This window comes from Bifidobacterium cebidarum, from assembly GCF_009193305.1.
Taxonomy (GTDB): domain Bacteria; phylum Actinomycetota; class Actinomycetes; order Actinomycetales; family Bifidobacteriaceae; genus Bifidobacterium; species Bifidobacterium cebidarum.
Genome location: NZ_WBVS01000006.1, coordinates 17,587 through 30,569 on the forward strand (window position 1 = coordinate 17,587; position 12,983 = coordinate 30,569).

Here is a 12,983-nt window from a genome sequence, read left to right on the forward strand (position 1 = left end):
CACGTCGAGATATGGCGTAACTCCGAAGACCTCGTTGACCGATCGGTCTCAGTGCTGTTCGGCCTTGATGAACATCGTGGTGGTGCTGGACTCGCCCGGCTTGATCACGATGAGATCCTTGCCGGTGTTGAACGCGTTGGCGTAGGCGGTCTGCGGCTCCACGGCAGTGCCGGCCGGGTGCTGGAATGCCGGGAATCCGGTGCCGGTGCACACCTGGAAGGAAGTGATGGTCTCATCGCCGCCGACTTTGATCACCAAGCCGTCCGGGCGGGTGAAAGTCGCGGTGACGGAACCGTCGGCATCGCGCTTCAGATCGGTCCAGGCATCATCGAACGGCTGGTTGACCAGCAGCGGGTCGGCGTTGAGATCGTACTTGGTGCCTTCCACCGGCTCGGTGCCGGTCGGAATCAGATTGTCGTCCACGGTGACGTGGGTGGCGGCCGGCACGGTCAGATGGCACTGCGCGTTATGGCCGTCGATCTCGTCACCGTAGCCGTTGAATCCGTTGTCCAGCCACGGGTGGATGGCCACGGCCCAAGGGGCGTCGACGTCGCCGTAGTTCTCGGCCCTGACGGTGATTTTCAGGCCGTCTTCGGTCAGCTCATGGGTGGCATACACCTTAATGGCAAACGGGTAGCCCAGCAGGAACGGTGCGCGCCAGGACTGGGTGACGGAGCTCTCGGTCAGGGATTCGAGCTTCCAGAACGCGCGGTAGCCATAACCGTGGATTGCGGTGTTACGGTCATGCTCGTCGATCGGCAGCGTGTAGGTCTTGCCTTCGAACTCGTAGGTGCCTGCGGCGATGCGGTTCGGGAACGGGATGAGCAGCTGGCCGTGGCAGCAGGTGACAGGGTCGTCGGCGCCGAGCGGCACGATGACGTTCTTGCCCTTGTAGGTTACCTTGCGCATGGTGGCGCCAAGTTCGGTGATCACGGCTTCGTAATCGCCATAGGAAATGCTGTACTGCTGACCGGTGCGCGGCGTTGTGTTCGTCATGGAATCACTCCCGTAGTGAGATGGTGTTGGGTTCGATAACCATTGTTATCGCTAACAGTCAGTGTAGCGCGTTTTTTGTGCTTACTCGCCTTATCGGCCTGAGCTTTGCCGAGAACCTGCTCTAGACTGAAGGGCAGTGTGCGAACAAGGAGAAACGAATGACCAAATGTGTGGTGTTGGCTGATCCCCGAGGCTTCTGCGCGGGAGTGGACCGGGCGATCCTTACGGTGCAGACGATTCTGAAGGCCGCTGCATCATCGGGCAAGCTGGTGCGTGATGATGGCTTGCCGCCGGTATATGTGCGCAGGCAGATTGTGCATAACAAGCATGTGGTCGAGGATCTGGCGAATCAAGGTGCTGTATTCGTCCAGGAATTGGGGGAGATTCCCGATGCGGCGGCGGTAGCGGGGATCCCGGTGGTGTTCTCTGCCCATGGTGTGTCTCCTGAGGTCAAGGAGGAGGCCAAACGCCGTGGCATGCATGTGGTGGATGCTACTTGCCCGTTGGTGGGCAAGGTGCACCGTGAGGTGCTGCGTTTCGTGCGAGAAGGCTATGAAATCGTCTATATCGGTCATAAAGGCCATGATGAAGCGGTAGGCGTGGTAGGGGAGAGCCCGGAGCATGTGCATCTGATCGAGCATGCGGATGATGTAGCCTCGCTGGAGTTTTCGCCTGAAACAAAGCTGGTGCTGCTTTCGCAAACGACATTGAGTGTGGATGAAACCGCTGATACGATTGCGGCGTTGAAGGTCCGGTTCCCCTGGATTGAAGAACCGCCCAGCTCCGATATCTGCTATGCCACATCGAATCGCCAGGCGGCCGTGAAGTTGGTGGCACAACGGTCTGATTGCGTGGTGATCGTGGGCTCGGCGAATTCCTCGAATTCCGTACGTCTGATGGAAGTGGCGCAGGAAGGTCTGGGGGAGCGTGGCACAGCCTACCGTGTGGATGACGCCAGCGAGCTCAAGCCCGAATGGTTTACCGGCGTAGAGGCTGTAGGAGTCTCCTCAGGCGCATCCGTGCCGGACGCATTGGTGTCCGGCGTGATCGAAGCCCTGCAATCCCAAGGTTTCACTGGCATGAAATCCGTGGAGACGATTAAGGAGAACATGCATTTTGTGCTACCGGCTGAGCTTCGCCGCCGGTAGCTTCGCAGCATAGCCGCTCGCTTCGCCTACGGAGAGTCCACTGGACTCTCCGTTTTACGGTTCAGCGATTTGAGAGGAGCCTTGGCGGGTTACCACGTTCCAATCGGCGCTGCAATGCCGTTCAGCACTTTCAAAAGGTCATTCGGATTGACGCCGACAGATAATCCACGTTTGCCGCCGGAGACCAAAATTTTATCGAATTGTAATGCGCTTTCGTCTAACACGGTTGTGTGATGGGTTTTCTGTCCCAGCGGTGAAATGCCTCCCACCACGTATCCGGATTCGCGCATGGCAACCTTCGGGTCCGCCATCGCGGCCTTCTTTGCACCAACCGCTGCCGCCAGCGCCTTCAGATCCATATGTCCGCTGACCGGCACTACGCCCACTACACGTTCGGTGCCGGTATCCGCCATCAGGGTTTTGAACACCTGATGCTCGTCGAATCCGAGCTTGGTGGCGGCCTCTACACCATAGCCGTCGTCCATGTGGTCATTGGAGTGTTCGTATTCGTACAGTTGGAATTCCACGCCGGCTTTCTCCAGTTGCACTGTGGCGGGGGTGGAGCCGGTGCCTTTGCCGTGTTTGTTCTTCTTTGCCATGGTCTCTGTTCTACTACAAAGAAACCCCCGCACATGGCGGGGGTTTCATCGGCTTAGTTCTTAGGCGAACCTATGCGGGCGGACCCGCGAGGATTCACTCGGAGATCTCAGCGAAGTACAGCAGGGTACGAATCATGTTGGAGGTGAAGCCGTACTCGTTGTCGTAGAAGGAGACGGTGCGAGCCAGGGTCAGGCCATCGATGTTGTTCACATCGGTCTGAGTCGGATCGAACACGCCACCGTGGGTGTCGCCGAGGATATCGGAGGAGACGATGCCCTCATCGTTGTAGCCGTAGTAGTCGGTGTTGGAGAAGGCTTCCTTGAAGGCGGCGTTAATCTCGTCGGCGGTGGTCTCCTTGTTCAGGACGGTGGTCAGCTCGGTGACGGAGCCATCCGGAACCTGGACACGCTGAGCGTGGCCCTGCAGCTTGCCGTTCACGGACGGAACGACCTTGCCGATGGCCTTGGCGGCGCCGGTGGAGTGGGCGATGGTGTTGATGCCAGCAGCGCGCAGGTTGCGGCCGGACTTGGTGCCACGCGGGCCGTCGAGCAGCATCTGGGTGCCGGTGTAGGCGTGGATGGTGGTCATGAAGCCAGCCTTGATGCCGAACTTCTCGTCCAGCAGCTTGACCATGGCGGCCATGGAGTTGGTGGTGCAGGAGCCAGCGGACACGATGTTGTCGGTCGGCTTCAGGATGGTGTGGTTCACGCCGAACACGACGGTCGGGGTGACGTCATCCTTGGCCGGAGCGGAGATCAGGACCTTCTTGGCGCCGGCGTTCAGGTGAGCCTGGGACTTCTCGGCGGAGGTGTAGAAGCCGGTGCACTCGAGCACGAACTCGACACCGTCGTTCTTGACCCACGGAATGTTGTTGGCGTCCTTCTCGGCGTAGACCTTGTATTCCTTGCCGTCCACCACGATGGAGTCCTCGGTGGCCTTGACGTCGACCGGGGTGCCGTCGTCATGACGGAAGGTGCCGTGGGTGGAATCGTACTTCAGCAGGTAAGCCAGGGTGGCCGGAGTGGTCAGATCGTTGATGGCGGCAACTTCGATGTCACCAGCCTGGCCGCCGCGAGCCTGCAGCTCGAAGATACGACGGAAGGCGAGACGACCAATGCGACCGAAGCCGTTGATACCAATCTTAACTGTCATGTAATTCTCCCTTGTAGGGTGGCGGTAATGTGCCTTGACACACCACGCCATTGTTTACCAACAGTTGTTACTGTAATGCCGACTGTGTACACAAAGCAACGTTTGAACGTGCGTTTTGGGCAAAAAATCTCATTTTTTTGTGAGCGCTCACATCGCTGTTTGCGCAAGATTCCTCGTACGTTCACCGCAGTGCCTGGCGACAGGACGTTCTATGGTTTTCCGCTGTGCCGGTAGCGGAGCCCGGGCGGCTGGTCCACGTCGTCGTCAGTGTGCCAGCAATGCGGAGACCTCGGTATCCAGCTCGCCGATTCCTCCGTTGAATTCATGCGCCAGACGAACGTTCGGCAATGCCACCTCCGCGGGGAACGTGACGATCAGCGTACCGCTGCCCACGCTGATCGAGGCGGGCTTGTTATCGCGGAATTCATTGCTCACACCCTGTACCACCGTATTGGTCAAGGTGCCGTGTTCGAGCTCGTATTTAAGCCCCGGTTCGTTCACGTCAAGCGAAACATCAGACAGTGAGAAGACGGAAACCATATGGCCCGCTTCCGGAACCGGATGGGCGGCGAAAGACAGTGACCCATCGCAGATGGCAGTGACCACGGTGCCGTCTCCGAAGAGATAACCGCTTGCGCCATGCTGGGCCAACAGCGCCATCAGCTGAATATTGGAAAGCGTGTGGTCCACCCGGCCGCCAAGACCGCCCCAGATGCGGAACTCGCGGCATCCGGCGGCCCAGCCGATTTTCAGCGCCGAGAGCATATCCGGATCATCCTTCAACGGCGGCAGCACCACGGTTCGCAGTCCATCGGCTGCCGCTGGTCGAGCGCCTTCAAGCGAATCAAAATCACCTACCACCACGTTCGGTGTGATGCCCAGGGCCCGAGTGTGGTCAAGTCCGCCATCGGCGGCTACAACATAAGCGTCTGATGGAATCAATGCCGGATCAGGATCTCCGTAATATTCGCCAGCGCCGAAAATCGCACATACTTTAGTCGTCATGACGTCAACTGTAGCCCGTCTGCTGCTAGGCTGGCTGAGCAGCGCATCACCTGTGAGCGGATGGATGGGAGTAAGACATGGCGCATATCACTGAGGCAAGCGAAAGACCCATCCTCAGATCCAAAGTGTTCCTGTACGTCACCGAATTCTTCTCCGGCATGTCCGTGATGGCAGCCGAATTAGGTGCCTCGCGACTGCTGGCACCGTATTTCTCCAGTTCGCAGATCGTGTGGACCATCATCATCGGCACCATCATGATCGCGCTGGCGCTGGGCGCTGTCTTCGGCGGGCGCTGGGCGGACAAGGATCCGAACCCGGACAAACTGTACATGCGCATCATGGTCGCCGCCGTGTGGATTGCGCTGATACCACTGGCGGGCAAATACCTGATTCTTATTATCTCTGGTCTATTGATCGTCACGGTGTCGACGAACTTCCTGATCATCGCCGCGTTCATCTCCTGCGCCATCATCTTCGTGCCGCCGCTGTTCCTGCTCGGCACAGTGACCGCCGGACTCAACAAATTCGCCACCACATCCTTGGAAGACAACGCCTCCGTGGTGGGCAGACTCTCCGCATGCAACACCATCGGATCGATTCTGGGTACCTTCCTGCCCACGTTCGTCACGATTCCGGCGGTCGGCACATTCGTCAGCTTCCTGATCTTCTCCGGCGCGCTGCTTCTTATCCCGCTGATCTACTTCATCGCCATCAAGGCGCATCGCGTGGCGTGCGCGGTTTCCGCAGTGATATTCGTGATCACCAGCTGCGTCTCGCCGCTCACCGGATTCGCGTTCTGGGAAACCAATCTGGCCTACGAAGGGGAGTCCATCTACAACTATCTGCAGGTCAAGAACCTATCCGACCGCACGATCCTGTCCACCAACGTGCTGTTTGGCGTGCAATCGGTCACGATGAAGGAACCTGGACTGACCGGCATGTATTACGACACCGCGCTCGCCGCGCCGGCGCTCGCGGACAAGGCGGATTCCGCGCTGATCCTCGGCATGGGGACCGGCACCTATGCGAGACAGCTCAAGCAGTACTATCCGAACATGTCCATCACCGGTGTGGAAATCGATCAGAAGATCACGGATTTGGCCGGGCGGTATTTCTCCGAACCGAGTGACGTGCCGGTCAGCACGTACGACGGTCGCGCATGGCTGGCGGCGTCACATGACTCATACGACGTGATCATGGTCGACGCCTATCAGGACATCACCATTCCCTTCCAGATGAGCTCCACTGAGTTCTTCTCCATGGTGCGCGAACATCTCAACCCGGGTGGCGTGATGGTGGTCAATATGAATATGGTTTCGGATGGACACGGATCCATCAACGAAGCCTTAAGCGATACCATCGCCAGCGTATTCGGAGCTGACAATATGCTCACGGCCGACGTGCCGAACACCACGAATCGCGAGCTGTTCGCCAAGAAACCGATTGATAGTCAGTCATCCAGCGATATGAAGCAAGTGTCCAAGGCGGATCAGCTGCGTCAGCGCACATATGCACGCACAGCCAGCAGCTCATTGCAATGGTATATGGAAGAGGTTGCCGGACGGTTCGTCGCAGTCAGTAAGCCGGATTCATCATCGACTATTTTGACGGACGATAAAGCGCCGGTGGAGGTGCTGGGCATGCGCGCCATCGATCAGATCATCGCTCAGGAGGCCGGCCCATACCGTGAAATCCTTCAGAAAGAAGGTATCGGCGGACTGCTGCGCGCGGTGCAATAAGCATGCGGATAGACATTGCCGACGACACGCTTGCGGACAATGTCCGGGTGTATGGTACACTTTCCATTTGGCTTGAGAAATCAAGAAAGCGGGGTAACCCCACCTGGAAACCTTTCAAGGTCTCGGGTTCAAGGCAACAGCCTACCGATTGCCGACTGATAGGGCAATCGATGTGATGCATATGTGCATTGCTAGTGGAGAGAGCTCGGCGTGAGCTTGGCTTGATGTTGTCGGGAATCCAATGCGTTGATGTGGCTCCAGTGGACCCGTGTAGGAACATGCAGAGGATTGGAGTCATCATCAGCGACGAACCACGTATTAACGACGAGATTCGCGTCCCGCAGGTGCGCCTGATCGGCCCGAAGGGCGAGCAGGTGGGCGTCATCGCGACGACTGTCGCGCTGAACCTGGCCAAGGAGGCAAACCTCGATCTCGTCGAGGTGGCACCGAACGCGAAGCCTCCGGTCGCCAAGCTCATCGATTACGGCAAGTTCAAGTACAACGAGAAGATCAAGGCTCGTGAAGCCCGCCGTAACCAGAGCACCGCGGAAATCAAGGAGATTCGTTTCCGTCTCAAGATCGACGATCACGATTTCGAAGTGAAGAAGGGTCACGTGACCCGCTTCCTGAACGGCGGCGACAAGGTCAAGGTGACCATCATGCTGCGCGGTCGTGAGATCTCCCGCCCGATCGGCGGCGTCGAACTGTTGCAGCGCTTGGCCGACGATGTCGAGGAATTCGGCACCGTGGAATCCAAGCCGAAGCAGGAGGGGCGCAACATCATCATGACCCTCGCCCCGAAGGGCAAGAAGGTGCATACTCAGTCCGAGCAGCGCCGTCGTGGAGCCGAGTCCCGCGCTGAGCGTCAGGCACGCCAGGCTGCACGTCTTGCCGCCAAGCAGGAGGCTCAGGCACAGGCCGCCGCCGATGCCAAGGCCTCGATTTCTCCCCAGACTTCCGATATGAAGAAGCAAACCAGCAAGGAGGGCAGCAATGCCGAAGATGAAAACTAATTCCGCCGCTTCCAAGCGCGCTCGTATCACCGGCTCCGGCAAGGTGATGCAGGTCGGTTCCGCTATGCGCCACAACCTCGAGCACAAGTCCGCTCGCAAGCGTCGCGCTCTGGCCGCCGACGCTGTGCTGCGCGGCGGCCAGGCCAAGAAGCTGAAGCAGCTTCTGCAGAAGTGAGCTTGAAGGCTTACACGAATAATTAAGACTTTTTAGAAAGCTGAGGAATAGATTATGGCACGTGTCAAGCGCGCAGTGAACGCCCACAAGAAGCGTCGCGTTGTTCTCGAGAGGGCTTCCGGCTACCGCGGCCAGCGCTCCCGCCTGTACCGCAAGGCCAAGGAACAGCTGCTGCACTCCTTTAACTACAACTTCCGCGACCGCAAGGCTCGCAAGGGCGACTTCCGCAAGCTGTGGATCCAGCGTATCAACGCTGCTGTCCGCGCCGAAGGCATCACCTACAACCGCTTCATCCAGGGCCTGCACCTCGCCGGCATCGAACTGGATCGTCGCGCCCTCGCCGAGCTGGCCGTCTCCGATCCTGAGACCTTCAAGACCATCGTTGAGGCTGCCAAGGCTGCTCTGCCTGAGGACGTCAACGCTCCCGTCGAGGCGTGATACGCGTCAGGCGTGAGACGAACAGTCCATCAGACTGATCTTTTGATAGGAACCCCGCTATTTGGCGGGGTTTCCTCGTATGCAAGGCCTTATATCATTGAGCACCATGACCAGTAGCTTCGACAGACTCATCGAACAGTTCCTCGTGCACATCGGTGTGGAGCGGGGACTCGCCAAGGCCACCGTGGAAGCATACGAGTCCGACGTCAACAAATATATTGACTGGCTTGAGTCCAGAGGCATTGAGCATGCGGATGCCATTACATCCCAGGATGTGGAGGACTATGTCGCGTCATTGGACGCAGCGGGGGAGTCTGCGCGGTCCAAGGCCCGACGTCTGGCCTCGCTTCATGAATTCCACCGTTTCGCACTGGCCCAGCACGTAGTAATCAATGATGTTTCCGCGGCGGTCAAAGCTCCTAAAGGGGCTTCCACATTGCCGGATGTGTTGAACATCGATGAAGTGACGAGGCTGCTGGATGCCGCTGCGGTTGGCGGCTCGAATGACCCTGTCGTGCTGCGCAACAAGGCGTTGCTGGAATTCATGTATGCCACTGGCTGCCGTGTTTCCGAGGCCGCCGGGGCGAATCTTGACGACATTGATTTGGATGAGCATGTGGCACGCCTCATGGGCAAAGGCTCCAAACAGCGGTTGGTGCCGATCGGCAGTTATGCCTGTGACGCGTTGACCGTGTACCTCAATACAGCTCGAGAAGCGCTTGAACGTCGTTCTTCGGCGAATGTGCCGGAACGCCGGGCGCTATTCCTGAACAAGCGCGGCCGTAGGATTTCCCGGCAGTCGATTTGGGAAGTGGTCAAAGACGCGGGTAGGCGTGCCGGCATCACACGGCCGTTGCATCCGCATACGCTGCGCCATTCGTTCGCCACGCATTTGATCCAAGGTGGCGCCGACATGCGCACGGTGCAGGAGCTGTTGGGCCATGCCAGCGTGACCACCACGCAGATTTATACGCATGTGAGTCCCGAGCACTTGATCGAGGCGTACCTGTCTTCTCATCCACGGGCCAGATGAGTGCCAATACGCGAATTCCGTTTGCATGTTCGCGCGCCACTGTTTTTGCGCGGACATGCAAACGATCAGATGCGCCCAATGGTCGTTTCCCGGCATACATTGGATGGGTATCCCTCACAGAGTAGGCTATAAACAGTTGGCGATTCCGATGGAGGGTGCGGACGACGATGGAAGATTGGCGTGATGACCGGGAAACGGTCGACGGTTTCAGACAAGGAACGTTGCCTATGGCCGGAACGTATGTCGTTGCACCACAGACAGTGGAAGATGTTGATAAGGTAAACAGTATGCCTACCGATCTGCTTGGACGTGAATATGAAACTTTCCCCGCTCCCGCACCGTTGCAGCAGCATGGCCCGGCTAGGGTCATCGCCATGTGCAACCAGAAGGGTGGCGTAGGTAAAACCACCAGTTCGATTAACATCGCCGGTGCCCTTGCCCAGTATGGTCGACGTGTGCTGATTGTCGATTTCGATCCGCAGGGTGCTGCCACTGTTGGCCTAGGCATCAATGCGAATGCGGTGGACAATACGATTTACACGGCGTTGTTTGACATTTCCGTGGACCCGCATGACGTGGTCCAGCACACGGCATTCGAGAACATCGACATCATTCCCGCGAACATCGACCTGTCCGCCGCCGAAGTGCAGCTGGTCACTGAAGTGGGCCGTGAGCAGATTCTCAACGGCGTGCTGCGCAAGCTCAAGAACGAATATGATCTGATCATCGTCGATTGTCAGCCGTCGCTCGGCCTGCTGACCGTCAATGCCTTGACTGCTGCGGATGGTGTGATCATCCCGGTGGCCGCCGAATTCTTCGCCCTGCGCGGTGTGGCGTTGCTGATGCAGTCCATCGAGAAGGTGCAGTCGCGCATTAATCCCGCCCTTGAGGTCGACGGTGTGCTGGTGACCATGTACACCAACACCTTGCATTGTGAGGAAGTCTGCCAGCGCATCTACGAGGCGTTCAAAGACAAGGTGTTCCATACCTGCATCTCCCGCTCGATCAAGCTGCCGGATTCCACGGTGGCTGCCGCCCCGATCGTGATTTATGCGCCTGGGCACAAGACCGCGAAGGAATACCGTGAGGTGGCTCGCGAAATGGTGGCGCGCGGTGTGGTGGCGTAAAGCGGGCGATACGCCTCGAGACGGTCGATGATGAGCGATGCCGATGTTCAGGCCGCGCACAATGGGGCGCCGGAAATAGACGTTGACGAAGCCGGCATTGAAGGATTCCATGTGAATCTGGAAGTGTACTCCGGCCCATTCGACGTGTTGCTTGGCTTGATCGCCAATAATAAGCTTGAACTTACCGAGGTTTCGCTCTCCTCGATCACCGAGGAATTCCTGGCGTATGTGCGCAAGATCGATTTCACCGAGAACATGGATGAGGCCAGCGCCTTCCTCGATGTCGCATCGATATTGGTGGAAGCCAAAAGCGCGGCGATCCTGCCTGGGTCTGACGAAGAAGGCGCGGATGAGCAGAGTCTTGAGGCGCTGCGTGAGCGTGATTTGCTGTTCGCGCGATTGATTCAATACCGCGCGTATAAGCAGGCGGCATTCGATTTTCGCGCACGATTGGCCGCCAACGCCGGTCGTCTTCCGCATCCGGCATATATGGATGATGCGTTGTCTGCCATGTTGCCGGAACTGGTGTGGACGATGACACCTAGTGATTTGGCCCGGTTGGCCGCCCACGTGATCGCCAATGCGCCGGCATCCGAAGTATCCGTGCACCAGCTCCACGTGCCATTGGTGGATTTGCGGGCGCAATCCGCGTTGGTCCGTAGCCGACTGATGGATGCGTTGGAACATGATCCGCGGCGATCGATGTCGTTTGCCGAATTGACCGAAGATTGTACCTCCCGACTGGAAGTGGTCGCACGATTCATGGCGGTACTTATTTTCTTTAAGCAGGGAGCCCTGCAATACCGGCAGAGCGGGCCGTTCGAGGAACTTGAATTGCGTTGGGTTTTCGGTGTCGATGATGCCATGAGCGATGTGAACATATCCGAAGGAGACTTTGCCTGATGAGCGATACGACGCGTCAGCCGCAAGAGGGTTTTACGGTGGGTGAATTTCCAGGTGGGCTTCCTGCATGTCTGGAGGCGCTGTTGATCGTTGCCGATCAGCCGCAGAGCACTGAGGATATAGCACGAATGCTGCATCTTGATGTATCGGAGGCCGAGCAGGCTCTCCAGGCGCTGCAGCGTGAATATGAAGGAGATGCCGACACCGGTGTTCGCCCACGCGGATTCGAGCTGCGACGCACCGCCCGCGGATGGCAATTCGCCAGCCGCGCGGTATTCGAACCCATTGTCGCAACGGTTGTGACGGATGGCCAGACCGCTCGTCTCAGCCAAGCGGCTCTGGAGGCGCTCGCCATCGTGGCGTATAAGCAGCCGGTCACGCGCGCGCAGGTGGCTGCGATTCGTGGCGTCAATTCGGATGGTGTGATTCGCTCGCTGAGCGTGTACGGGCTCATCAAGGAGAACGGCACGGATCCGGAAACGCGTGCCGCATTGCTGGTCACATCCGAACTGTTCCTTGAGCGCATGGGACTTGATTCACTCGAACAGCTGCCATCGTTGGCGCCATTCCTGCCGTCGGAGGCGGAGGCGGTGCATCTGGCCCAGTCAAATGAGACAGATGATTCGGATTATCCCGAGGAGTGACCGTTTTTACTAGTTATAGTCATTCTGACTAAAAGTAGTGCTATGCTGGGCATCTGAGGGAAGGCTCCTGCGAGATCTGCCGATGGCCGCAGTCTCCCGGTATCAAAGAAAGAAGCATGGCATGGGATTTGGCAACGTGTCTGAACGCCGCAGCGCACCACCGCAGGTTGGTGTATCCGTGGTAATTCTCGCGCTTGGTCCTGGAGATGCCGGAAACTCCGGCGCTTCGCCTGATGCCGCGCGCTCGCAGCTGTGGATGCCGTTGGTGAAGCGTGTGCGCCAGCCGTTCATGGGCTGTTGGGCTTTACCTGGCGGCCATCTGCGGGCTGACCGCTCGCTTGAACAGTCGGCTTTCGAGGCATTGGAATCCACCACGGCGTTGCACCCACGCTATCTGGAGCAGTTGTACACGTTTGGCGATCCCGATCGTTCCCACGGCGGATTGCCCATGGTGTCCATCGTGTACTGGGCACTGGTGGAGCAAAGTGAGGCCACAGCTTTCGAAGATGGCGACAACGTGCGTTGGTTCCCGGAAGATGATTTGCCGCGGCTGGCATTCGACCATCGGACCATCATCGAATATGCATTGGAGCGCCTGCGCTCCAAAATCGAGTATTCCGACGTGGCCACCCGCCTGCTTGGCCCGACGTTCACCTTGCGCCAGCTGCATGATGTCTATGAGGCCATCGCCGGGCAGAGCATCGATCTGGCGAACTTCCGCCGTAAGATGCTCGCCTCCGGAGACTTGGAAGATACCGGGATGAAACGTCGTGAAGGTCGGCAGAGACCGGCTGCGGTCTATAGGTATGTGCCTGAAGAATCCGTGAACCCGGCTACGCGGGCGGTGTTCGAACGTCCTGGTTTTCATACCAGTGATCGAACGGGCATGGCCGCGGAACATCGGCGCAATACCACGCATGATGATGCTCTGGCACCGCTCATCCCTTCCGCGCAGAGATGACGGAACACGCATGACATCGATTCCTCGTTGAATTGAATCAATAATCAAA

Annotated in this window: 13 protein-coding genes and 1 pseudogene; 10 read left to right on the forward strand and 4 right to left on the reverse strand. The window is 58.2% G+C overall.

Going from position 1 to position 12,983, the window contains the following annotated elements; all coding sequences use genetic code 11:
• Positions 1 to 48: 48 nt before the first annotated feature.
• On the reverse strand, positions 49 to 996 hold the full coding sequence (locus F7D08_RS06615) for an aldose 1-epimerase family protein (protein ID WP_152209868.1): 948 nt from the start codon (positions 994 to 996) through the stop codon (positions 49 to 51).
• 146 nt (positions 997 to 1,142) lie between these two features.
• Between F7D08_RS06615 and F7D08_RS06620 the strand changes: the two are divergent.
• Positions 1,143 to 2,144 (forward strand): annotated as a pseudogene (locus tag F7D08_RS06620) (4-hydroxy-3-methylbut-2-enyl diphosphate reductase); the annotation flags it as partial.
• Positions 2,145 to 2,233: 89 nt separating this feature from the next.
• On the opposite strand, the gene ybaK reads toward F7D08_RS06620, so the two are convergent.
• The 3 genes from ybaK to F7D08_RS06640 form a co-directional block, all read right to left on the reverse strand.
• Positions 2,234 to 2,743, reverse strand: a complete 510-nt coding sequence (gene ybaK, locus F7D08_RS06625; RefSeq protein ID WP_152209870.1) for a Cys-tRNA(Pro) deacylase — start codon at positions 2,741 to 2,743, stop codon at positions 2,234 to 2,236.
• 94 nt (positions 2,744 to 2,837) lie between these two features.
• Positions 2,838 to 3,896: a type I glyceraldehyde-3-phosphate dehydrogenase gene (gap, locus tag F7D08_RS06630; protein WP_100493828.1), complete on the reverse strand. Its 1,059-nt coding sequence runs from the start codon at positions 3,894 to 3,896 to the stop codon at positions 2,838 to 2,840.
• Between the two features lie 264 nt (positions 3,897 to 4,160).
• Positions 4,161 to 4,901, reverse strand: a complete 741-nt coding sequence (locus tag F7D08_RS06640) for a thiamine diphosphokinase (RefSeq protein WP_152209872.1) — start codon at positions 4,899 to 4,901, stop codon at positions 4,161 to 4,163.
• A 77-nt stretch (positions 4,902 to 4,978) separates the two neighbouring features.
• On the opposite strand from F7D08_RS06640, the gene F7D08_RS06645 reads away from it, so the two are divergent.
• From F7D08_RS06645 to F7D08_RS06685, 9 genes are all read left to right on the forward strand, one after another.
• Positions 4,979 to 6,640 carry a spermidine synthase gene (locus tag F7D08_RS06645; RefSeq protein WP_152209873.1) on the forward strand — a complete coding sequence of 554 codons (1,662 nt, stop codon included), beginning with the start codon at positions 4,979 to 4,981 and terminating at the stop codon, positions 6,638 to 6,640.
• Between the two features lie 278 nt (positions 6,641 to 6,918).
• Positions 6,919 to 7,653 carry a translation initiation factor IF-3 gene (infC, locus tag F7D08_RS06650; protein ID WP_152209874.1) on the forward strand — a complete coding sequence of 245 codons (735 nt, stop codon included), beginning with the start codon at positions 6,919 to 6,921 and terminating at the stop codon, positions 7,651 to 7,653.
• Positions 7,634 to 7,828, forward strand: a complete 195-nt coding sequence (gene rpmI, locus F7D08_RS06655; RefSeq protein WP_152209875.1) for a 50S ribosomal protein L35 — start codon at positions 7,634 to 7,636, stop codon at positions 7,826 to 7,828. The genes infC and rpmI overlap by 20 nt, the downstream gene beginning before the upstream one ends.
• A gap of 54 nt (positions 7,829 to 7,882) precedes the next feature.
• Positions 7,883 to 8,266: a 50S ribosomal protein L20 gene (gene rplT, locus F7D08_RS06660; RefSeq protein ID WP_033890067.1), complete on the forward strand. Its 384-nt coding sequence runs from the start codon at positions 7,883 to 7,885 to the stop codon at positions 8,264 to 8,266.
• 106 nt (positions 8,267 to 8,372) lie between these two features.
• Positions 8,373 to 9,299: a site-specific tyrosine recombinase XerD gene (gene xerD / locus F7D08_RS06665; RefSeq protein ID WP_152209876.1), complete on the forward strand. Its 927-nt coding sequence runs from the start codon at positions 8,373 to 8,375 to the stop codon at positions 9,297 to 9,299.
• A 287-nt stretch (positions 9,300 to 9,586) separates the two neighbouring features.
• Positions 9,587 to 10,426 carry a ParA family protein gene (locus F7D08_RS06670; protein ID WP_193316231.1) on the forward strand — a complete coding sequence of 280 codons (840 nt, stop codon included), beginning with the start codon at positions 9,587 to 9,589 and terminating at the stop codon, positions 10,424 to 10,426.
• A gap of 27 nt (positions 10,427 to 10,453) precedes the next feature.
• Positions 10,454 to 11,329, forward strand: coding sequence for a segregation and condensation protein A (locus tag F7D08_RS06675; protein WP_152209878.1), 876 nt, complete (start codon positions 10,454 to 10,456; stop codon positions 11,327 to 11,329).
• Positions 11,329 to 11,973: an SMC-Scp complex subunit ScpB gene (scpB, locus tag F7D08_RS06680; protein WP_152209879.1), complete on the forward strand. Its 645-nt coding sequence runs from the start codon at positions 11,329 to 11,331 to the stop codon at positions 11,971 to 11,973. Before F7D08_RS06675 ends, scpB begins: the two co-directional genes overlap by 1 nt.
• Positions 11,974 to 12,094: 121 nt before the next feature.
• Positions 12,095 to 12,934, forward strand: coding sequence for an NUDIX hydrolase (locus F7D08_RS06685; RefSeq protein ID WP_152209880.1), 840 nt, complete (start codon positions 12,095 to 12,097; stop codon positions 12,932 to 12,934).
• Positions 12,935 to 12,983 lie beyond the last annotated feature (49 nt).